At 63.6% G+C, this 21582-nt stretch carries 19 protein-coding genes, 1 tRNA gene and 3 pseudogenes; 17 read left to right on the plus strand and 6 right to left on the minus strand.

Annotation, left to right across the window (positions count from 1 at the left end; all coding sequences use genetic code 11):
* Positions 1-4 precede the first annotated feature (4 nt).
* The 7 genes from B0G57_RS13000 (at position 5) to B0G57_RS13030 (ending at position 5486) form a co-directional block, all read left to right on the plus strand.
* Positions 5-250 (plus strand): 4Fe-4S dicluster domain-containing protein, encoded by a 246-nt coding sequence (locus B0G57_RS13000; RefSeq protein WP_018443795.1) that lies wholly within the window; start codon positions 5-7, stop codon positions 248-250.
* A 64-nt stretch (positions 251-314) separates the two neighbouring features.
* Positions 315-1736 (plus strand): ABC transporter substrate-binding protein, encoded by a 1422-nt coding sequence (locus B0G57_RS13005; RefSeq protein ID WP_026230250.1) that lies wholly within the window; start codon positions 315-317, stop codon positions 1734-1736.
* 108 nt (positions 1737-1844) lie between these two features.
* A complete protein-coding gene (locus B0G57_RS13010; RefSeq protein WP_018443797.1) occupies positions 1845-2678 on the plus strand; it encodes an ABC transporter permease in 834 nt (277 codons plus the stop codon).
* Entirely contained in the window at positions 2675-3463 is a 789-nt protein-coding gene (locus B0G57_RS13015; RefSeq protein ID WP_018443798.1) for an ABC transporter ATP-binding protein, read from the plus strand. Before B0G57_RS13010 ends, B0G57_RS13015 begins: the two co-directional genes overlap by 4 nt.
* Before the next feature lie 60 nt (positions 3464-3523).
* Positions 3524-4516, plus strand: a complete 993-nt coding sequence (locus B0G57_RS13020) for a HEAT repeat domain-containing protein (RefSeq protein WP_018443799.1) — start codon at positions 3524-3526, stop codon at positions 4514-4516.
* Positions 4516-4794 carry a gamma-butyrobetaine hydroxylase-like domain-containing protein gene (locus B0G57_RS13025; RefSeq protein WP_018443800.1) on the plus strand — a complete coding sequence of 93 codons (279 nt, stop codon included), beginning with the start codon at positions 4516-4518 and terminating at the stop codon, positions 4792-4794. Before B0G57_RS13020 ends, B0G57_RS13025 begins: the two co-directional genes overlap by 1 nt.
* Before the next feature lie 332 nt (positions 4795-5126).
* Complete coding sequence (locus tag B0G57_RS13030; protein ID WP_146013358.1) at positions 5127-5486, plus strand: hypothetical protein; 360 nt, start codon at positions 5127-5129, stop codon at positions 5484-5486.
* 25 nt (positions 5487-5511) lie between these two features.
* Here B0G57_RS13030 and B0G57_RS13035 read toward each other — a convergent pair whose 3' ends face one another.
* On the minus strand, positions 5512-5946 hold the full coding sequence (locus tag B0G57_RS13035; protein ID WP_018443802.1) for a helix-turn-helix domain-containing protein: 435 nt from the start codon (positions 5944-5946) through the stop codon (positions 5512-5514).
* A gap of 63 nt (positions 5947-6009) precedes the next feature.
* Positions 6010-6267 (minus strand): DUF4258 domain-containing protein, encoded by a 258-nt coding sequence (locus B0G57_RS13040; RefSeq protein ID WP_158256612.1) that lies wholly within the window; start codon positions 6265-6267, stop codon positions 6010-6012.
* A gap of 379 nt (positions 6268-6646) precedes the next feature.
* Between B0G57_RS13040 and B0G57_RS31725 the strand changes: the two are divergent.
* Positions 6647-6878 (plus strand): annotated as a pseudogene (locus B0G57_RS31725) (M81 family metallopeptidase); the annotation flags it as partial.
* A gap of 76 nt (positions 6879-6954) precedes the next feature.
* On the opposite strand, the gene B0G57_RS13055 reads toward B0G57_RS31725, so the two are convergent.
* The 4 genes from B0G57_RS13055 to B0G57_RS13070 form a co-directional block, all read right to left on the minus strand.
* A tRNA-Met gene (locus B0G57_RS13055) sits at positions 6955-7031 on the minus strand.
* A gap of 141 nt (positions 7032-7172) precedes the next feature.
* Positions 7173-8831: an MFS transporter gene (locus B0G57_RS13060; RefSeq protein ID WP_018443804.1), complete on the minus strand. Its 1659-nt coding sequence runs from the start codon at positions 8829-8831 to the stop codon at positions 7173-7175.
* A 242-nt stretch (positions 8832-9073) separates the two neighbouring features.
* Positions 9074-10633 carry a sensor histidine kinase gene (locus B0G57_RS13065; RefSeq protein WP_051090137.1) on the minus strand — a complete coding sequence of 520 codons (1560 nt, stop codon included), beginning with the start codon at positions 10631-10633 and terminating at the stop codon, positions 9074-9076.
* Positions 10634-10703: 70 nt separating this feature from the next.
* On the minus strand, positions 10704-11453 hold the full coding sequence (locus tag B0G57_RS13070) for a response regulator transcription factor (RefSeq protein WP_018443806.1): 750 nt from the start codon (positions 11451-11453) through the stop codon (positions 10704-10706).
* A 250-nt stretch (positions 11454-11703) separates the two neighbouring features.
* Here B0G57_RS13070 and recA point away from each other — a divergent pair, with 250 nt between their 5' ends.
* From recA to B0G57_RS13110, 9 genes and pseudogenes are all read left to right on the plus strand, one after another.
* On the plus strand, positions 11704-12777 hold the full coding sequence (gene recA / locus B0G57_RS13075) for a recombinase RecA (RefSeq protein WP_018443807.1): 1074 nt from the start codon (positions 11704-11706) through the stop codon (positions 12775-12777).
* Positions 12778-12822: 45 nt separating this feature from the next.
* A pseudogene (gene recX / locus B0G57_RS13080) lies at positions 12823-13290 on the plus strand (recombination regulator RecX); the annotation flags it as partial.
* A gap of 110 nt (positions 13291-13400) precedes the next feature.
* A pseudogene (locus tag B0G57_RS32485) lies at positions 13401-13498 on the plus strand (DUF2889 domain-containing protein); the annotation flags it as partial.
* A 100-nt stretch (positions 13499-13598) separates the two neighbouring features.
* The gene (gene sucC, locus B0G57_RS13085) at positions 13599-14771 is read left to right on the plus strand and encodes an ADP-forming succinate--CoA ligase subunit beta (protein ID WP_018443809.1); all 1173 of its coding nucleotides are present in this window, start codon (positions 13599-13601) and stop codon (positions 14769-14771) included.
* A 39-nt stretch (positions 14772-14810) separates the two neighbouring features.
* Positions 14811-15692, plus strand: coding sequence for a succinate--CoA ligase subunit alpha (gene sucD, locus B0G57_RS13090; RefSeq protein ID WP_018443810.1), 882 nt, complete (start codon positions 14811-14813; stop codon positions 15690-15692).
* A gap of 257 nt (positions 15693-15949) precedes the next feature.
* The gene (locus tag B0G57_RS13095) at positions 15950-16666 is read left to right on the plus strand and encodes a TerC family protein (RefSeq protein WP_026230253.1); all 717 of its coding nucleotides are present in this window, start codon (positions 15950-15952) and stop codon (positions 16664-16666) included.
* A 279-nt stretch (positions 16667-16945) separates the two neighbouring features.
* The gene (locus B0G57_RS13100; protein ID WP_018443812.1) at positions 16946-17524 is read left to right on the plus strand and encodes a pilin; all 579 of its coding nucleotides are present in this window, start codon (positions 16946-16948) and stop codon (positions 17522-17524) included.
* A 118-nt stretch (positions 17525-17642) separates the two neighbouring features.
* Complete coding sequence (locus tag B0G57_RS13105) at positions 17643-19421, plus strand: Wzy polymerase domain-containing protein (protein ID WP_018443813.1); 1779 nt, start codon at positions 17643-17645, stop codon at positions 19419-19421.
* A gap of 84 nt (positions 19422-19505) precedes the next feature.
* Positions 19506-21575 (plus strand): putative bifunctional diguanylate cyclase/phosphodiesterase, encoded by a 2070-nt coding sequence (locus B0G57_RS13110; RefSeq protein ID WP_102607119.1) that lies wholly within the window; start codon positions 19506-19508, stop codon positions 21573-21575.
* Positions 21576-21582 lie beyond the last annotated feature (7 nt).

Here is a 21582-nt window from a genome sequence, read left to right on the forward strand (position 1 = left end):
TCATATGCCCCACACCCCGCACGAAATCTTTCAGCGCACGAGCGCTCCGGTGACGATAGACGAGGACCTTTGCATTGCCGACAAGGGCTGCACCGTCTGCGTCGACGTATGCCCGCTCGATCTGCTTGCGATCGACATGACGAAGGGCAAGGCCTATATGCAGTTCGACGAATGCTGGTACTGCATGCCGTGCGAGCGCGACTGCCCGACCGGTGCCGTGAAAGTCGAGATTCCGTATCTGTTGCGCTAGCGACGGCAATTGGCCCGCAAACGCCATCGCTCTTCCCAACCCTATTCGACACGCCCTGACCATGATGAGAATTCGAAAGCGAATATCGCGCATCCTCGCGACGCTGCTGCTGTTGACGCTGACAGGCGTCGCCCGCGCCGAAACGATTCGTGTAGCCATCGGCACGCAGGATACGACGATCAACTGCGCGGCCGGCGGCCTGCTGATTCGCGAATTGCATCTGCTCGACAAATACCTGCCGCATACCGGGAAATACAAGGATGCTCGGTACGACGTGCAGTGGAAGGACTTCACATCGGGCGCGCCGATCACGAACGAAATGATCGCCGGCAAGCTCGATTTCGGCGTCATGGCCGACTTTCCGGGTACGCTCAACGGTGCGGCGTTCGAGAAGGGCGGCCGGAAGAGCGTCTTCATCACCGTGCTCGAAGGCAGCATCGACGGCAGCGGCAATGGCATCGTCGTGCCTGTCGATTCGCCGCTGCATTCGATCGCCGATCTCAAAGGCAAGACGATCTCGGTGCCGTTCGCGTCGACGTCGCACGGCATGCTGCTGCGCGCGATCAAGGCGCAGGGATGGAATCCCGACACCGACGTCAACATCATCACGCAAGCGCCGGAAGTAGCCGGAAGCGCGTTGAAAGCCGGGAAGATCGATGCGCATGCCGATTTCGTGCCGTTCGCCGACCTCTTTCCCTATCGTGGAATCGCGCGGAAGATCTACGACGGCGCGCAGAGCCATGCACCGACGTTCCACGGCTCGCTCGTCGATGCGGCATACGCGCAAAAGTATCCGGAAGTCGTCGTCGCCTACTTGAGGGCGGCCCTCGAAGCGAATCGCCTGCTCGCGCAGGATCCGGAGAAATACAGCCTGCTCATCGAGAATGTTACCGGCATCGAGGCACCTGTCGACTACCTCTATCACGGTCCGCTCGGCGTCCAGACGCGCGACCTCACGTGGAAACCCGAATACCGGCAAGCGGTTGCAACCGCGATCGAGACATTGAGGCTGCTGAAGAAGACGGACAGCCATCTCGACGTGAACACGTTCATCGACGATCGCTATATCCGCGAAGCGTTCAAGGAATCGGGCATCGACTACGAGGCGGCATTGAAGAACTATGCGAAAGAGCCGCTCATCGCGAACGACGCCGCGACGGGCAAGCCGATACGCGATCTCAACGATGTCGCGCAGATCTGGCTCGTCGGCGAAGATAAAGTGCGCGACTACGCGACACCCGCGCAGGCGTTCGATGCGCTCGGCAAGCTCGGCTCGGGCGCCAAGGTCCGCGCGGTGTACGTGCAGGACCACGGTACCGGTCTGAAGCTCTTTGCCGATCAAGCCTGGTATGTGAAGGATGCCACGGGAACTGTCACTGCGTTCCTGCTCAAGGGCGCGGCCGATGCATACGCACGGCGCGTATCCGGTTCGGTAGTCGATTACGCAGCCGCGAGGAGCGGCTCACAGGCCGTCGCGGTACGCTGAACCGGCCGCATACCGCCGCACGGGCATTCCGCGATTCATACGCTTCACCGATACGGACACTGCATGGCTGCCACACTCGAATATGTAGACCGCCGCTCACCGGACCCAATGCCGCCGGTGAAACAGGACGCCGCAAGTGCGGCCGCGCCGCGGAAACCCGCGCTAGCCACGCGGCGAAACGCCGTGCGTTTCGTATCGCTCGCGCTCGCGATTGGCCTATGGCAACTTGCCGCTCACTACGAACTCTCACTTGGTGTCGTGAGCATGCGGAGCGTGCCGGCGCCGACCGACGTGATACCCGCATTGTGGGCCCTGCTGCATTCGCCGAAGCTGCCGATGCACCTGGCGGCCAGTCTGACGCGCGTACTGGCCGGCTTCGGTGCCGCCGCCATCGTCGGCGTCGGACTCGGTCTTGCAATCGGGCGTCATCGCGTGCTCGAAGACGCACTGTTGCCGCCGCTCGAAGTTCTGCGGCCAATTCCCGCCGTTGCGTGGATACCGCTTGCGGTGCTGATGTTTCCGTCGTCCGAGCTCAGCATGATGTTCATCACGTTCATAGGTGCGCTCTTTCCGATTTTGCTCAATACCGTTCATGGAGTCGAGGCGATCGATGCCCGCCTGGTTGCAACCGCGCGCAGCCTGGGCACGCGGCGGCTCGCTCTCTATACCGAAGTCGTGCTGCCGGGCGCCGCGCCGGCGATTTTCACGGGGCTCTCGATCGGCATGGGAACAGCATGGTTCTGCCTCGTGACGGCGGAGATGATTGCCGGCCAGTACGGGATCGGCTATTTCACGTGGGAGTCCTACACGCTGCAGAACTACGCGGATATCGTGGTCGGCATGGCGCTGATCGGCATACTCGGCATGAGCAGCAGCCTGCTCGTGAAGCGGATCGGACGAGCGCTGACGCCGTGGTACCGCTTGGGAGGAGCGCGCCAGTGAGTGCGGAATCTCTCGCTCACTATGGGCCAGGCCGTGTCGACGTTCGGGCGCTCACGATCGAAGTCGGGCCGCCGCACGCGCGAGTCGCCGCGCTCGATGCTCTCGACCTCGACGTCGAGCCCGGACAATTCGTCTGCGTGCTCGGACCGTCGGGTTGCGGGAAATCGACGTTGCTTGGCGCGATCGCCGGTCACATCGCCGCTACCGGAGGGGAAATCGCGATCGACGGTGTGCGGGTCGACAGTCCGCATCCCGAGCGCGGCCTCGTCTTTCAGCAGCACACGCTTTTTCCATGGAAGCGCGTCATCGACAACGTCGCCTTCGGCCTGAAGATGAAGGGTTTGCCCAAGCACGAGCGGCGGCGCGAGGCAGCCGAATTGCTCGCTCTCGTCGGGCTCGCCGGCTTCGAATCGCATTACCCGGCACAGTTGTCGGGCGGCATGCAACAACGCGTCGAGATCGCGCGCGTGTTGATCAATCGACCACGCATCTTGCTGATGGACGAACCGTTCGCCGCGCTCGATGCGCAGACGCGCCGCCGGATGCAGACACTGCTGCTCGACATCTGGTCCAAAGTCGGGACGACCGTAGTCTTCGTCACGCACGACATCGACGAGGCGCTGTTTCTCGGCGATCGCATCGTCATGCTGTCGCAACGCCCCGCGCGGATCGTCGCCGATATTGCCGTGCCGCTGCCGCGCCCGCGCTGCGACGAGTCGACGACGGAAGCGGCGTTTGTCGACATCAAGCGCCGTTGCCTGGCGCTGCTGCGCGAGTCGGATTGACGATCGGCCGCTATTCACCCATCGCACGCGCGTGCTTTCGACCTTGTTCGCCGATCCATTATGACTGCTCCACTTTTTACTGCCGCGAATGCGGATGCGTTGCCCGCTCGAGCGACGGCGCTGATTGCGCGTCTTACCGATGCGGACGCCACCGTGCGTCGCATTGCGGTCCTCGATATTGCCGATCTCGAGGACGCAGATCTACTGCCTGCGCTCGTCAGCGTATTGCGCAACGACGACGCCGCCGAAGTGCGCAGCGAGGCGGCGCGCGTGCTGGCGTCGTGGGAGGAGGGCGACGTGATCGCCGCACTATGCGAGGCGTTGCTCGATGCCGATGCCGACGTTCGCGAGGCGGCGGCGCAAAGCCTTTCCGAGCTCAAAGATCCGGCGTCCGCGCATGTCCTCGTCGGATGGGCGGACCGGCCGGAACCGTTCGTACGGGCGGCTGTATTGCGTGGTCTCCGTGAATTGCGTTTCGCGGACAGCTTCGCGCTGGCGCTGCGTGCGCTTGCCGACGAGGCCGCAACGGTCAGGCTCGAGGCCGTCGCTGTGCTGGGATGGCTCAAGGATGCGCGAGCGTTGTCGACGCTGGCTGAGAAGGCCACCGGCGATGCGGACGCCGGCGTACGCCGCGCCGCGGTCGGCGCGCTTGGCTTTGCGACGCCCGCGGACGGTTTCGTCGTTGCGGCGCTTCTCGATGCGCTCCTCGACGACGCATGGCAAGTGCGCGAGGAAGCGGCGACCACGCTCGGCAAATTGCGTGCTCCGATTGCGCGCGACGCGCTCATTGCGGCACTCGACGACGCGTATTGGCAGGTCCGTGTGCGTGCGGCGCGTGCGCTGGGCCAACTTCGCGATGCCATGGCGGTCCGGCCTTTGCAGGCATTGCTGATTCATACGATCAGCAATCTGCGTAAAGAAGCGGCCCTCGCGCTCGGCGAATTGCGGGATCGCACAGCCCTGGCTGCATTGCACGACGCGCTCGACGACTCGGATCCCGATGTGCGCAAAGCGGCGCGGATCGCGATTCAACAGATCGAAAGTGCCGGCTGATGAAGTGGCCGTCCGAAGTCCGAGTAAACCATGGCGCAGGCGTGCTCACGCTGCGCTGGCCGGACGGCGACGAACGAACGATCGGCCATGCACAGCTTCGCGAGGCATGTCCTTGCGCCGAATGCCGCCGGCTCCGCCTTGGCGGCGATGTGGTGCGCGCGGCACCTGGTGTCACGGTGACCGATTTGCGATCGATGGGCTACGGCGTGCAAATCGCATTCAGCGATGGCCACGCGCGCGGCATTTATCCGTGGACCTATCTTGCACAACTTGCGTGAATCTTATCGCTCGTGGTTCTCGGCGGCTCCGTAGCGCAGCAGCAGTTAGCGCCTCGTGCGCGATTCGTCTTGGATGCGCGCTTGGTCGCTCGGTCGGCCGATAGCCGGTAAACTTTCACCTCCTGATCGAGCTGGTAGCGATGTCGGCGCGATATGGCGCTCACGATCTTGGATTTGTCGAATCCTGCGCTACCAGCCATGCACCAGTGAGGCTTACCGTGGATGATCGATTCGACCGGCGAGAACTTCTTCTACACCTTGGCGATGTGCTCGAAGCAGCGAGCGGTGTCGCGAAGATTGACCGACCCGACGAACCCGTTTCGCGAGTCGCTTTGAGCGACTCCTCGTTGCAGGCCTTTCCGTTCTTGCGCAACGTGGCGACTACCGTGCTTGCCAAGGATTTTCCGCAACGCGTGGCGAGCGCATATGGGCATTGGCCGCGGGCGCTGCTCGACGCCGAGCTCGATCATGCGGCGCTGGCTTTGCCTGTCCGGCGCGAACTGTTCGATCGCGGCGCGGACGGTTGGGACGCGTATGTCGGCTATATGCGGCAAAAGGTCGTTTGGTTCGGGGTGGAGCTTCCCGATACCTCTACGTCGGATACGAAAACAGTGGGGCCATCGACTCCAGCGCCTGTGCAGGAGCGTTCACCGCTCGGAAAAACCGGATGGCCATGGACGCCGCTCGGTTGATGACGGCGGCACGACGGCCGAGCGCTTAAGCGGCTTGCGCCAGCCAGCCTTCCTCCGTGTCCTGAAAGATCATTTTTTCGTCGACATGTCGATCGAGGTTCGAGATACGCTCGATCAATTCCTGCAGCTTCACGTTGCCATCGACTGTCTCCAGGTAGATGGCGCGGAACATCCTGTCGGCGGTTTTGGGAATCTTGCCTCGTTTCTCCCAAAGCGCTACGGTTTGCTCCGAAGTGCCTAGCAGGTCGGCCGCGCGATGTTGCGAGAGATCGAGCTCCTTACGCAGGAAGCGGAATTCGGCGCCTGTGAGATAGCTCTTGCGCGCAAGCGCTCGGCCGATGGCGCGATGAAGGCCGTCCGCGTCTTCAATGGAGACGGCTTTGCCATACGCCGTTTTCCGAACGTGATAGCCGTTGGCCAGCCACACGTTCTGCAACCCTGTTTCTGTGTAGTGGTACATGGCTTCCTTAATAAACGGTAATGACGACTACCCAGTCATCGTGGTCATCGCGCTCCAGCGCGGCTACGACTGTGACCTCGTCGCCGGCATGTCGTCGGGTGAGCGTGACTGCCAGCTGCCATGCAGATTGACGTGCGCGCGTTCCGATACCTGCCCGTTTCTCAGGCAATCGTAGACCTGCGTTGGCGTGATCTTTCGTTCCCGCATTCGCTTCTTTGCATGCGGGACGAAGAACACGCGAGCGGTATCGCGTGCCACTTCGTGGATCAGTCGCCGCAGGTTTGCGTCATTGAGCTTGAACGGTAGAACTTGGGACGGCATACCCATAATTATTATGGGTGGCGGGCGAAGAAGCAAGAGGTACCTTATTCCTACAGACGGTCGCTACCCCCGCCCGGTACTTCCCTTCGCGTCTGGGCTGTAAGTGCCGGGTGGCCGGCGGATCCTTGACTGACGTCGCGGCCGGCAAGGACGCCTGCGCGTGTCCCGTTCCCCCTGCGCCAGGAATGCTGACAACGGGGTTGGTGCCCATGCGCACCAGGATCAGATTCGGATAGTCATAGGCAGCGCCTGAAGACGTGTCGACAACAACGCCAACTGCGCCGCCGAACACGATATTGCCGAATGCCATGAGCTTGGTCGACGACTTCCATCGGTTGCTTTTACCTATTGACCCCATTTATCAATAAAGGTGCTGCCGCGCGTTGCCGTGGCGAAACGACAATCGCCAACGACATCCGATCTAATGACGTCGACGCTGCTCATCGCGATCGCAGAAGGCGCAATGCGGCGCGCGGTAGAAGCCGCGCGCGGCCGAGGCAGAGGGGAGGTTTGCCATGTCGGTGTTGCCCGCCTTCTCGCTTACGGACATCCCTGCGACGTGCATCAGCGCCGTCGTGGTCGCCGACGGCGACCGCGCAGCGGCAGGTGCTGCAGGTTTGTGCTACCTGCCATAGGGGCCACCAAAACAAAAGCCCTTGACCGTTAGGTCAAGGGCTTCCGTGGATTTGGTGGCGAATCAGGGACTCGAACCCCGGACCTGCGGATTATGATTCCGTCGCTCTAACCGACTGAGCTAATTCGCCGAAAGAAGGCGAATTATGGCCGCGCCGGCCGATGCTGTCAAGGGCTTCGCTCGTGACAGGGCTTCGCTCGTGGCGGGCCCCCAGGCCGGACGGCGCTGAGTTCGCGCCGCCCGCCAGGCACCGCTCGCCGCCGCCCCCGTGTCAGTCCTGCGAATAGATGTTCGAGTCCTTGGTCTCGCGCACGAACAGCATGCCGATCACAAACGTGATCAGCGCGACGATCACCGGATACCAGAGGCCGGAGTAGATGTTGCCGCTCGCCGCGACGATCGCGAACGCCGTCGCCGGCAGGAAGCCGCCGAACCAGCCGTTGCCGATGTGGTAGGGCAGCGACATCGACGTGTACCGGATCCGCGTCGGGAAGAGCTCGACGAGCATCGCCGCGATCGGCCCATAGACCATCGTCACGTAGATGACGAGCAACGCGAGAATCACGACCGTCATGGGCCAATTGAGCTGCGACGGATCCGCCTTCGCCGGATAGCCGGCGCTCTTCAGCGTCGCGCCGAGCGTCTTCGTGAACGCCGCGCCCTTCTCCTTTGCCCCGGGCGTTTTGCCGTCATACGAATCGATGACCGTATCCCCGACCTTCACCTGCGCGATCGTGCCGGCCGGTGCGGCCACATTCGAGTAGTTCAGACCTGCTTTCGCCAGCGCGCTCTTGACGACGTCGCACGAGCTCGTGAAGCTCGCGGTGCCGACAGGGTTGAACTGGAAGGAGCACTCGTCGGGGTTCGCGATGACGACGATTGGCGATTTCTGCGTCGCCGCCTCGAGCGCGGGGTTCGCGAAGTGCGTGAGCGCCTTGAACAACGGGAAGTAAGTCAGCGCGGCGATGAGGCAGCCGGCCATGATGATCGGCTTGCGGCCGATGCGATCGGACAGCGATCCGAAGAACACAAAGAACGGCGTGCCGATGAGCAGCGCGAGCGCAATCAGGATGTTCGCGCTGGCGCCGTCGACTTTCAGCGTCTGCGTCAGGAAGAAGAGGGCGTAGAACTGGCCGGCGTACCAGACGACGGCTTGGCCTGCCGTCAGCCCCACGAGCGCGAGAATCACGATCTTGAGGTTCTTCCACTGGCCGAATGATTCGGTGAGCGGCGCCTTCGACGTCTTGCCCTCGTTCTTGATCCGCAGGAACGCCGGCGATTCGTTGAGCTGGAGCCGGATCCAGACGGAAATGCCGAGCAGGATCAGCGATGCCAGGAACGGAATGCGCCAGGCCCACGCGCCGAACGATTCCTCGCCCACCCAGGTCCGCACGCCGAGGATGACGAGCAGCGAAAGGAACAGGCCGAGCGTGGCCGTCGTCTGAATCCACGACGTGTAATAGCCGCGCCGGTTGGCGGGCGCATGCTCGGCGACGTAGGTCGCCGCGCCGCCGTACTCGCCGCCGAGCGCGAGGCCCTGCAGCAGCCGCATCGCGATGAAGATGACGGGCGACGCGAATCCGATCGACGCATATCCGGGCAGTAGGCCGACGACGAACGTCGAAATACCCATGATCGTGATCGTGATGAGGAACGTGTACTTGCGGCCGACGAGATCGCCGAGCCGCCCGAACACCAGCGCGCCGAACGGCCGCACGGCGAAGCCCGCCGCGAAGCCGAGCAGCGTGAAAATGAAGGCCGCCGTCGGATTGACTCCCGCGAAGAAGGTCTTGCTGATGTACGCCGCCAGCGAGCCGGCGAGGTAAAAGTCGTACCACTCGAAAACCGTGCCGAGCGACGAAGCGAAGATGACCCGCTTCTCGTCGGCTGTCATCGGCGCGTGCGCCAAATGCCCGCCAACCGTTGCCATGTGTTGTCTCCTCAATTTAGATATGGGACAGCGCCGCCGTCGCGCGCGGCAGCGCTTGTCAGCGATTATTGGAAGACAAACTTACTGCGGACTGACGCGCGGGCGCTTTGCAGGCGAGGGCTGCGATCGACCCCCTTTTTTTATTTCTTCGCTCTTTTTTGCGGTAAAAGCTATCAATCCACGCTCAAATTTCTCTATCTCCGCTTCCTCTGATTGAACTCGAGTCAATCGGCGAGCCACGCTCAGGGTAAATCCCGAGCCGCCGCAAGCAGCGGCAAACTGACGCGGACGAGCGTGCCGGCGAGGCGCGGCGACGTCTGGTAGACATGATCGTCGATCGTCACGGTCCCACCATGCATCGTCGCGATTTCACGGACGATCGCGAGACCGAGCCCGCTGCCGTCACCTTCGCGGCCGAGTATTCGATAGAACCGCTCGACGACTTTCGGACGTTCGGCCGGTGCGATGCCGGGCCCTGTGTCCTCGACTTCGAGCAGGACCAACCCCTTGGCACGATCGGGCGCGACGCGCACGGTAATGCGCCCGCCCGCCGGCGTATAGCGGATGGCATTGTCGATGACGTTCGAGAGCATTTCGCGCAGCATCACCGCGTTGCCTGTCACGATCACCGGTTCCTCGGGGCCTTCGTAGCCGAGGTCCATTTCCTTGGCGAGCGCCGCTTGTACCCAGTCGCGCACGGCGAGTCGGGCGAGATGCGCGATCTCGAGCGACGTGAAGATCTGCCCTGTCATCCGGTTCTCCGCGCGCGCGAGCGCGAGCAGCTGCGTGACGAGACGCGCCGCCTGATCGGCGCTCGCGGCGATCTGCTCGAGCGAGAGCCGCACTTCGGGCGAGACTTCCTGCCGCAGCGCGAGCTCGGCCTGCGTATGCAGGCCCGCGAGCGGGGTTTTCATCTGATGCGCGGCGTCTGCAATGAACCGTTTCTGCAGGTCGATGTTCTGTTCGAGGCGCGTCAGCAGCTCGTTGAACGACGTGACGAGCGGCTCGATCTCGGGCGGCGCGCGGCGAGCCTCGAGCGGCGAGAGGTCGTCAGGCCGGCGCGCGCGCAAATTGGCCTGTAGCGCCGTCAGCGGGGCCAGCCCTCGCGAAAGGCCGAACCAGACGAGCACGATTGCAAGCGGCAGGATCACGAACTGCGGCAGGATCACGCCTTTGATGATGTCGTTGGCGAGCGCGCTGCGCTTGTCGAGCGTCTCGCCAACCTGGACGAGCACGCTTTGCCCGCCCGGCGCGGCGGGAAGTTCGACGGTCGTATAGGCAACACGAATGTCATCGCCATGGAGTTGCGCATCGCGAAACTCGACGATACCCGGGTGCGGACGGTCGTCATCGGCCGGCGCCGGCATGTCGGGCACGCCGGCGACCAGCTCGCCGCGCGCGCCCAGCACTTGATAGAACACCTTGTCCGGGTTATCGCCTGAGAGAAAGTCACGCGCGGCATCGGGCAGCGACAGCTCGGCCACGCCATTCACGGGATGGATCTGACGCGCGAGCACATAGACGTCGGTTTCGAGCGCACGGTCGAACGGGCCGTTCGCGAGTGTCTTGGCGACGAGATAGGTCACCGCGATGCTCATCGGCCACAGAAGCAGCAGCGGCGCGAGCATCCAGTCGAGAATTTCGCCGAAGAGCGAGCGCGGGCGCCCCGGCTCCGGGGCATCGGCTTCGTCGGCCGGCAGGAACGGATCGTCTCGGCCGCCGTGGCTCGTTGCAGCGCGGGCGGGGGCGGTCGAGGAAGACGGCGTGGGAGACGACGCGATAGCGGGCGCAGCTTTGCGTATCGGGTCGGACGGCCCCACCGGCCGCGGCGTGCCGCCGTCCTCCGAGGAAACGGGCGAGGCCACGGTTTGCCTACTTCGCGGGCGGGGGCGCGATCGCCGCAGCGCTGACATCGGCCGTCGAACTCGGCCCAGGCCCCGGCCCCGGGCCGGCGGCCGCGGGCTTTTCGAGGCAGTAGCCGAGCCCGCGCACAGTAATGATACGCACGCCGCTCGGCTCGATTTTCTTGCGCAGCCGATGCACGTAGACTTCGATCGCGTTGTTGCTGACTTCCTCGCCCCATTCGCAAAGATGGTCGACGAGCTGCTCTTTTGACACCAGCCGACCGATTCGCTGGAGCAGCACTTCCAGCACGCCGAGCTCGCGCGCGGAAAGCTCGACCACCTGATCGTTGACATAAGCGACGCGGCCGACCTGATCGAACGCGAGCGAGCCGTGCCGCACGACGGTCGGCCCGCCGCCCATGCCGCGCCGCGTCAGCGCCCGGACGCGGGCCTCGAGCTCGTTCAGGTGAAACGGCTTGGCCATGTAGTCGTCGGCGCCGAGGTCGAGCCCTTTCACGCGCTCGTCGACGCTGTCGGCGGCCGTGAGAATCAGCACGGGCAGGTTCGAATTGCGCGCGCGCAGCCGGCGCAGGACCTCGAGACCCGACATGCGTGGCAGGCCGAGATCGAGGATCAGGAGATCGAACGTCTGCATCGAGAGCGCCGCGTCGGCTTCGCTGCCGCCCTTCACATGATCGACGGCATAGCCCGATTGGCGGAGTGATCGGACGAGGCCGTCCGCGAGTATGCTGTCGTCTTCGGCAATGAGTATTCGCATGGTGCGCGAGAGGCGCGGGCGGGAAGGCCCGATGCGCCGTTGTCTCCAATCCGGTGCTCCGCGTCCCGGCGGCTTTCCCCGTCTCGCCGTGCTGCGCTCGTTGTCGCAACGCAAATCCGCAACGCGTCGGGCTTGCAAAGAACCCTGTTTTTTTATACAGTGTCTGCGTTTCCCAGGGCTACCGCGCGACCCTTTCCTCGGCGTCGGCCGCCCGCCGAGAGACGCTGCTCATCATAGCAAAGGACGATTCATGGAAGAAAGCAAGAAAGGCTCGGCTGGACTGACTGCGGAAAAGAGCAAGGCGCTCGCCGCCGCGCTTGCGCAGATCGAGAAGCAGTTCGGCAAGGGGTCGGTCATGCGGCTCGGCGATGGCGAAGTGGCCGAGGATATTCAGGTGGTTTCGACGGGCTCGCTCGGCCTCGATATCGCACTCGGCGTGGGTGGCCTGCCGCGCGGGCGTGTGGTGGAGATCTACGGTCCGGAATCGTCGGGTAAGACCACGTTGACGCTGCAAGTCATTGCGGAAATGCAGAAGCTCGGCGGCACGGCGGCATTCATCGATGCCGAGCATGCGCTCGATATTCAATATGCGGCCAAGCTCGGCGTGAACGTTTCCGATCTGCTCGTCTCGCAGCCCGATACGGGCGAGCAGGCGCTCGAGATCGCCGATGCGCTCGTGCGCTCGGGCTCGATCGACATGATCGTGATCGACTCGGTGGCGGCGCTCGTGCCGAAAGCCGAAATCGAAGGAGAAATGGGCGATGCGCTCCCCGGGCTGCAGGCACGCCTGATGTCGCAGGCGCTGCGCAAGCTCACCGGCACGATCAAGCGGACGAACTGCCTCGTCATCTTCATCAACCAGATCCGCATGAAGATCGGCGTGATGTTCGGCAATCCGGAAACGACGACGGGCGGCAACGCGCTGAAGTTCTACGCGTCGGTGCGGCTCGATATTCGCCGCATCGGCTCGATCAAGAAGAACGACGAAGTGATCGGCAACGAAACGCGCGTGAAGGTCGTCAAGAACAAGGTGTCGCCGCCGTTCCGCGAAGCGATCTTCGATATCCTCTATGGCGAAGGCATCTCGCGCCAAGGGGAAATCATCGATCTCGGCGTGCAGGCGAAGATCGTCGACAAAGCAGGTGCCTGGTACAGCTACAACGGCGAACGAATCGGCCAGGGCAAGGACAATGCGCGCGAATTCCTGCGCGAGAACCCTGATATCGCCCGTGAAATCGAAAATCGCATTCGCGAATCGCTCGGCGTCAATACAATGCCAACCGCGGCGGGCGCTGGCGCAGAAGTAGCCGACGAAGAGGAGTAAGCGTCGGTGGCGGGCAAGGACCGCGATGCGGCGGGCGCAACGGTTCGCGAGCGGCCTGCTCGACCGGGGCGCTCGCTCAAAGCCCGAGCGCTAGGATACCTTTCGAGGCGCGAATATAGCCGTGGCGAACTCGCTCGCAAGCTGGCGCCGTTCGCCGAAGAGCACGAATCGATCGACGCATTGATCGATTCGCTCGAGCAGGAAGGGTGGCTATCGGACGCGCGGTTCGCGGAAAGCGTCGTTCATCGCCGTGCGTCTCGGATGGGCGCGAACCGGATCGTCGGCGAGTTGCGCCGCCATGACGTCGACGATGCGTTGATCGAATCGGTCGGCGCCCAATTGCGAGAAACGGAACTCTCGCGTGCACAAGCGGTTTGGCGCAAGAAGTACGGACAATTGCCGCAAACGCCGGCAGAGCGTGCGAAGCAAGCGCGCTTTCTGGCCGGGCGCGGATTCTCGCGCGCGACGATCGTCCAGACCCTGAAAGGCGACGACGGCCTCGGCGACGAGTAAGCGCCGTTTCGTCCAGCTTGCTTCCGCTTCCTTCCCCGCTTTCCTGGCGGAACCCGGGCTTTCCACTATGTTAAAATTCCCCGGTTTCTTCTCCAGCCGTCTCTCCTAGCATGCCGCTCCTTCCGCCCGCGTCCCGCCTTTGCACCATCGGCGTGCTATCCGGGCGCAAGCGTTCGAGCGCGACGATGGCCCATGGGACATTGCGGCGCCGCATAGGCGCGCCATCCCCGCTTGCCCGACGCGGCAGGCGTGAACGAATCAGCCCATCACGAAGTTCAATCCAACTCTCAGACTGAAGGGAATCACGCATGAAGATTCACGAGTACCAGGGTAAGGAAATCCTGCGGAAATTCGGCGTCGCGGTGCCGCGCGGCAAGCCCGTGTTTTCGGTGGATGACGCGGTCAAGGCCGCTGAGGAGCTCGGCGGTCCGGTCTGGGTCGTGAAGGCCCAGATTCACGCGGGCGGCCGCGGCAAGGGCGGCGGCGTCAAGGTGGCGAAGTCGATCGAGCAGGTTCGCGAGTACGCGAGCCAGATCCTCGGCATGCAGCTCGTCACGCACCAGACGAGTCCGGAAGGCCAGAAGGTCAACCGTCTGCTCGTCGAAGAAGGCGCGGACATCAAGAAGGAGCTCTATGTCGGCCTCGTGATCGATCGCGTGACGCAAAAGGTCGTCGTCATGGGCTCGAGCGAAGGCGGTATGGAAATCGAAGAGGTCGCCGCCAAGAATCCCGAGGCGATCCACAAGGTGTTCGTCGATCCGGCCGCGGGGCTGGCAGACGCCGATGCCGATTCGCTCGCCAAGAAGATCGGCGTGCCCGACGCTTCCGTGCCGCAAGCGCGCGCGGTGCTCCAAGGGCTTTACAAAGCATTTTGGGAAACCGACGCATCGCTGGCCGAAATCAACCCGTTGATCCTCACGGGCGACGGCAAGGTGATCGCGCTCGACGCCAAGTTCAACTTCGATTCGAACGCGCTCTTCCGTCACCCGGAGATCGTGGCCTACCGCGACCTCGATGAAGAAGATCCGGCCGAGATCGAAGCGTCGAAGTTTGACCTCGCTTATATCTCGCTCGACGGTAACATCGGCTGCCTCGTCAACGGCGCGGGCCTCGCGATGGCGACGATGGATACGATCAAGCTGTTCGGCGGCGAGCCGGCGAACTTCCTCGACGTCGGCGGTGGCGCCACGACGGAGAAGGTCACCGAAGCGTTCAAGCTGATGCTGAAGAATCCCGGCCTCAAGGCCATTCTCGTGAACATCTTCGGCGGGATCATGCGTTGCGACGTGATCGCCGAAGGCGTCATCGCCGCCTCGAAGGCCGTGCACCTGCAAGTGCCGCTCGTCGTGCGCATGAAGGGCACGAACGAGGATCTCGGCAAGAAGATGCTCGCCGAATCGGGCCTGCCGATCATCTCGGCGGACAGCATGGAAGAGGCCGCGCGGAAGGTCGTCGCGGCGGCTGAAGGCAAGGCGGCGTAACGCGCCCGTGCGAAACAGGATACGGTTAGAGGTCAATACATGTCGATTCTGATCAACAAAGACACGAAGGTCATCACGCAGGGCATCACCGGCAAGACGGGTCAGTTCCATACGCGCGCATGCCGCGAGTACGCGAACGGCCGCGAGGCGTTCGTCGCGGGCGTGAATCCGAAGAAGGCCGGCGAGGATTTCGAGGGCATCCCGATCTTTGCGAGCGTAAAGGAAGCGAAGGCCCAGACAGGCGCGACCGTCTCGGTCATTTACGTGCCGCCGGCAGGCGCCGCCGCGGCGATCTGGGAGGCCGTCGAGGCCGATCTCGATCTCGCCATCTGCATCACCGAAGGCATTCCGGTGCGCGACATGATCGAAGTCCGGGACCGCATGCGTCGCGAAAACCGCAAGACGCTGCTGCTCGGGCCGAACTGCCCCGGCACGATCACGCCGGACGAGCTCAAGATCGGCATCATGCCCGGTCATATTCACCGGAAAGGCCGCATCGGCGTCGTTTCGCGCTCCGGCACGCTGACCTATGAAGCCGTGGCTCAACTGACGGCGCTCGGCCTTGGCCAATCGTCGGCGGTCGGTATCGGCGGCGATCCGATCAACGGGCTCAAGCACATCGACGTCATGAAGATGTTCAACGACGATCCCGATACGGACGCCGTCATCATGATCGGCGAGATCGGCGGCCCCGATGAAGCGAACGCGGCCTACTGGATCAAGGACAACATGAAGAAGCCCGTCGTCGGCTTCATCGCCGGCGTCACGGCGCCTCCGGGCAAGCGCATGGGTCATGCGGGCGCGCTAATCTCGGGCGGAGCCGACACGGCCGAAGCAAAGCTCGAAATCATGGAAGCCTGCGGGATCAAGGTCACGAAGAACCCGTCGGAGATGGGCCGCCTTTTGAAGTCGATTATCTGAGGCTCGTTCGCAGCCCCTCCCGCACCGCGGGCAGGATCGCGAAGCAAAGCGCATCAGACCGCGGCGTTTTGGTATCCTTGCGAAACCGTTTCGTAAGGTAACCGATAGCCGACGCAAAGCGAGGAAGCACGAACGGCTTCCTCGTTTTTTTTTCGTCTTCGCCGATTGCCGCTCGTTATCGGCGCCGCTTCGACACTTCGCTTTCATCGTCGCTGCCGTCCGGGAACGTCTATTGCGCCTCTTCTATGCTCGATTCCATGCTCGACTTCTTTACGACGCTCCATTGGGGCGCGGTTTTTCAGATCATCGTCATCGACATCCTGCTCGGCGGCGATAACGCCGTCGTGATCGCGCTTGCCTGTCGCAAGCTGCCGAGCAGCCAACGGATGCAAGGCGTGATCTGGGGAACGGCCGGCGCTATCCTGCTTCGCGTCGTTCTCATTGCGTTCGCCGTCGCTCTGCTCGATGTGCCGCTGCTCAAGTTCGCGGGCGGGCTTTTATTGCTCTGGATCGGGGTGAGGCTGCTCGCGCCGGCGCATGACGCGCACGAGAACATCAAGCCGGCGGACAAGCTCATCGCAGCAATCAAGACGATCATCATCGCGGACGCCGTCATGAGTCTCGACAACGTCATCGCGATCGCCGGCGCGGCCGAGGCCGCCGAACCGCACCATCGTGTCGCGCTCGTCGTGTTCGGCCTCGTCGTCAGCATTCCGCTCATCGTCTGGGGTAGCACGCTGGTGCTGAGGCTGCTCGATCGCTTTCCGATCATCGTCACACTTGGCGCGGCGTTGCTCGGCTGGATCGCGGGCGGTCTCATCGTCAACGACCCAGCCGGCGATCGCTGGCCGCTACTCGATACGCCCGCCGCTGAGTATGGGGCCCGCATTGCCGGTGCGGTGTTCGTCGTTGCCGCGGGCTACGCGATCAAACGCCGAATGCGTCGGCGCGAGGCTGCGCGGGACGCGTCCTAGCACAGCGGCACGCCTCGCTCGTCCGGCTGCGACTGAGCGCTCTTTCGCATCCTTCCGGACGCCGCCGCTCGGCGTTCTTTTGATCGATCGGCATCCCGCCCGCGGATTGGCCGTTCGGCTGACTGCCCCCGCCGGCATCCGCCGGCTACTCTCCGAACCACTGCCCCTGCTCAAAGGGGCGCTTTTCCATCCGAGGCGTCCGTCGGGGGCCGATGCGGGTTTCGTCTCGCGTCGCTCCGTTTTGGACGTTCGGGCCAATCCGGTTCGAGGAGTTTGGCAATGTCCGTCGTCGTTTTCGTATCCGCGCTGGCATCGATGGCGCGCGTTCGCCGCACATATGGTTGCGGTTCGGGTTTTACGCTCGTCGAGCTGATGATCGTGCTCGCGATCGTCGGCGTGGTCGCGGCATATGCGATTCCCGCTTATCAGGACTATCTTGCGCGCAGTCGCGTGGGCGAGGGGTTGTCGCTTGCCGCGGCCGCGCGGCTCGCCGTCGCCGAAAACGCCGCGAGCGGTAATGCGCTCGGCAGCGGCTACGCGTCGCCGCCGCCCACGCGCAACGTCGAATCGATTGCGATCGACGACGACAGCGGCGAAATCTCGATCCGCTATACCGCGCGCGTGGCGCCACAGGGAAGCGAGACGCTGGTGCTCGTCCCATCGGTGCCTGACGACGCCTTTACGCCGACGGGGCGCGTCGCGCTTACGCGCGGCGCCATGCCGGCCGGCGCGGTCAACTGGGAATGCTTTGCCAGCGGCAAGAGCGCCTCGTCGCTGCCGGCGCCGGGCTCGGGACCGATGCCGGCCGAGGCCGCGACGCTACCCGCGAACGTCGCGCCGCCCGAATGTCGAGCATGACAAAGGGCCGGTCGACGTGGCGCCACGGGAACGGGCGGCTCGAAAGGTCATGACGGGCGTCGCACAGCGTAACGTTTTTTTTGTATAGTGCGCCGATTGCCGACCGTCCGTTCCCTTCATGACTTCACCGTTTGCGCGCTATCTGTCGTTTGTGCTGTTGGCCCTCGCGATGTTGCTTCCGTACGCGGTGACCAACCATACCTACCCGATCCCGACGTTTTATTCCGAATTCACCGCTCTCGCACTCTACCTGCTGGTCGGCGCTTCGGTTGCATGGCTTGCGACGACCGCGCGGCCGTCCCCCTCATTCGGGACGCCCACGGTCGCGCTCGTGCCGCTTCTCTTCGGGCTCGTCCTGATCGCGCAGACGTTCGTCCTGCGCCTCGAGCAGCCGTCGATGAACTGGCTCGGCGCCGGGTTCTTGCTCGCGGCATTCATGGCGGCGCATGCGGGATATGGGTTTGCGCGTGCGAATCTCAGCAGAGAGGCGCTGCAGTGGGTGGCATGGGCGCTCGTCGTCGGCGGGCTCTTCGCCGTGTTTTGCCAGCTCGTTCAGCTTTTTCATGCCGAGGCGCGCTTTGCGCCATTCGTGGTGGCCTACAACGTGACCGTCGACCGCCGGCCGTTCGGCAATATGGCGCAAGCCAACCACTTGGCGACCGTCATCGCGTTCGCGCTCGCCGCGGCGATGTATCTGGTGCAGACGCGTCGGCTAGACGGCCTGCTTTGGGCGGTCCTTTCATCGATTTACGTCCTCGGCCAGGCGCTGACGGTCTCACGCGGGCCGTGGCTGCAGACGGGGGTCGTCGTCGTGGCCGGGTTCTGGATGGCGGCTGTCACGGCACGGCGCGAACATTGGCGTGCGGGCGGGCGCCCGTGGCTGATCCCTGTCGTGCTCGTGGCGCTTTTCGTCATCGTGAACGTCGCGGTCCGCTGGGCGAACGTTCGCTATCACCTTAACCTCGACGTGTCCGCGGCGCACCGCTTCCATGACATAGGTCAAATCGCGCCGCGGCTCGCCATGTGGAAATACGGGTGGACGATGTTCGAGCAGCATCCGTGGCTCGGCGTCGGCTGGGGCGAGTTTCCGCGTTATCAGTTCGAGCTCGTGAAGACGCTCGGCGACGTGGAGATCGCCAACAACTCGCACGACGTTTTCATAGATCTGCTTGCGAAGACGGGTGTGATCGGCCTTGGCGTGGTGCTGATCGGCCTCCTCGCCTGGCTCGTGCGTGTGCTGCGCGTGCGGCACACGCGTTCGCGTGTATTCGGCCTCTCGCTCATCGGCGTGCTCCTCATGCATGCGCTCGTCGAGTACCCGCAGCAGTACATGTTCTTCCTGCTGCCCGCGATGTTCGTACTCGGCATCCTGGAGACGAAACCGCTCAGCTTCGTGCCGCCGCGCGCGTCTTTGGCGCTGCATACGCTCATCGTTATCGCCGGGCTCGCGGCGCTCGAGCCGATCCATCGGGACTATGCGCGCGCCGAGGTGCTCTATTACGGCGCCCGGCCGGGGGAGCAATATCGCGCGGCACCGTCGTTCCTGTTCGGCGCGTGGGGTGAATACGGGATGGCGACGCTGCTCCCGATCGATAGCAACGATCTCCAGACGAAGCTCGCGATGCACAAACGGGCGATCGCACTGCTCCCGGGCGAGACAGTGCTGAGGCGCTACGCGGTGTTGCAAGCGCTCGATGGCCGGCAGGCCGACGCGCTCGATACCGTCGAACGACTGAAGATCTTTGCCACCGTACTGCACGACTGGCCGGCCCAGCTTTCGGGGCTTTACGAGCTTTGCGACGACGAACCGAAGCTGGCTGGATTCAAGGCCGAACTCGCAAAACGATACGGCAATCCGCCGGAAACGGGACACGATGACGAGGGCGATGACGAGTAGGGGTTAACTGTTCTCAAGCAAGCGCCCCGCCGTGCCGATATCAAGTAACAAGGGGTTCACCGGGGTTCTGGTAAGAGAATTGGCATGCACGGCACCTACAATCTGCCGCTCGTCGCGCTGTCGCTCGTTGTCGCGACGCTCGCGTCGTACACGGCGCTGGACTTGTCGGGCCGCATCGTGCTGCTCGGGAACACGCGATTGCGTCTCGCCTGGCTTGGCGGCGGCGCTACCGCGATGGGCATCGGCATTTGGTCGATGCACTTCATCGGTGTACTGTCGTTCTCGCTGCCGATTCCCATCGGTTACGACCTCACGCTCACGGGCGTCTCGCTGCTGATTGCGATACTCGTCTCGGGATTTGCGCTCTATGTGATCACCGGCGCGCGGCTGACGTGGCGGCGCCTTGCCGCCGGCAGCGTCCTGATGGGCTTCGGTATTGCCGGGATGCACTATACCGGTGACGCGGCGATGCTGATGCGGCCTGGGATCATATACGACCCGACGCTGCTCGCCTTGTCGGTCGTCATTGCAATCGTTGCCTCGGGCGCCGCGCTATGGATCGCGCGTACGCTCAGCGACGCGGCGCAGCGTCACTTGAGCCGCAAGCGTCTGGCAGCCGCGTGTGTGATGGGGCTCGCGATCACCGGAATGCACTACACCGGCACCGTCGCGGCCACATTCCTGCCCGGTTCGGTATGCGGCGCGGCCAGCGGTATCGACATGTATTGGCTCGCGACGACAGTCACGCTGTTCACGTTCGCGATTCTGATCGTCACGCTCATCCTGTCGCGCTTCGATGCGCGGACTGCGTTCCTCTCGAGCTCCGTCTCACAACTGAACGGGCAGATCGTGCGGATGGCCACCTTCGATAGCCTCACGGACTTGCCGAACCGCCGGACGCTGAACGAGCGGTTGGAACGGGCGATCGCGAGGGCGAGCGCGGCCGATACGCGGTTCGCAATCCTGTTCATGGATCTCGACGGTTTCAAGACCATCAACGACTCGTTGGGCCACTCGATGGGCGACGAGGTGCTGAAAGCCTTTGCGTGGCGGCTGCGAAACTGCGTTCGCGGAACGGACACCGTTGCTCGGCTCGGGGGAGACGAATTCGTCGTGCTGCTTGAAGACATCACCGCGCGCGACGATGCTCGCCGGATGGCGGAGAGTTTGCTCCAGCGCATGCGCAAAGGGCTTCGCGTCGTCGGCCAACGGTTGCAGGTGACGCCCAGCATCGGCATAGCGCTGTATCCGCAAGACGGCGATACCGCCGAAGCGTTGCTGAAGAACGCCGATGCGGCGATGTACGAAGCGAAGCGCGGTGGACGCAGCATGTACCGATTCTTCGAGACGGCGATGAATGAGGCAGCCACGCGCACCCTGGAGATTCAGCGCGCGTTGCACGATGCGCTTCGATCAGGTCACTTCGCGCTGCATTTTCAGCCGAAATTCCGCGGCGCCAATGCCGATCTCGCGGGCGCGGAGGCTTTGCTGAGACTCTCGCATCCGGAACTGGGCGTACTCGCGCCGCAAGAGTTCATTCCCATTGCGGAACGCTCGGGCCAGATCGTGCAGATCGGCTATTGGGTCGTGCGGGAGACATGCCGGCAGATGCGGCGCTGGCGAGCGGAGGGGCTTCCGACGGTTCGCATTGCCATCAACCTTTCACCGCGGCAGTTGGCGCAACCGGATCTCATCGCGTCGATCCTCGACATCGTGCGTGCGGAGCAGGTCGCGCCCGAACATTTGATGTTCGAGATCACGGAGACCGTTGCGATGCAGGATGCACCGCGCACGACCGAGATGATCCGGGCGTTTCAGGAGAGCGGTTTCGAGATCGCGATCGACGATTTCGGTACCGGCTACTCGAGCCTCGCCTACCTGCAGCGATTCCGCGCGAAGCAACTGAAGATCGACCGCTTCTTCACGAGCGGGCTCGACGCGGACGGCTATGAAGGCGGCGCGATCGTGCAGGCCATCATCGCACTGGCGCATTCGCTGCAGATGGACGTGGTCGCGGAGGGAGTCGAAACGGCGTCACAACTGGAGCGGCTGAAAGCGCTCAAGTGTGACGAAGTGCAGGGCTTTTTGCTCGGGCGGCCGCAGGACGCCGAGAAGTTCGCGGCGTTGCTCGGGAGCCGCACGGTCTGCGCGTAGCGCTTCT

Source organism: Trinickia symbiotica, from assembly GCF_002934455.1.
Taxonomy (GTDB): Bacteria; Pseudomonadota; Gammaproteobacteria; order Burkholderiales; family Burkholderiaceae; genus Trinickia; species Trinickia symbiotica.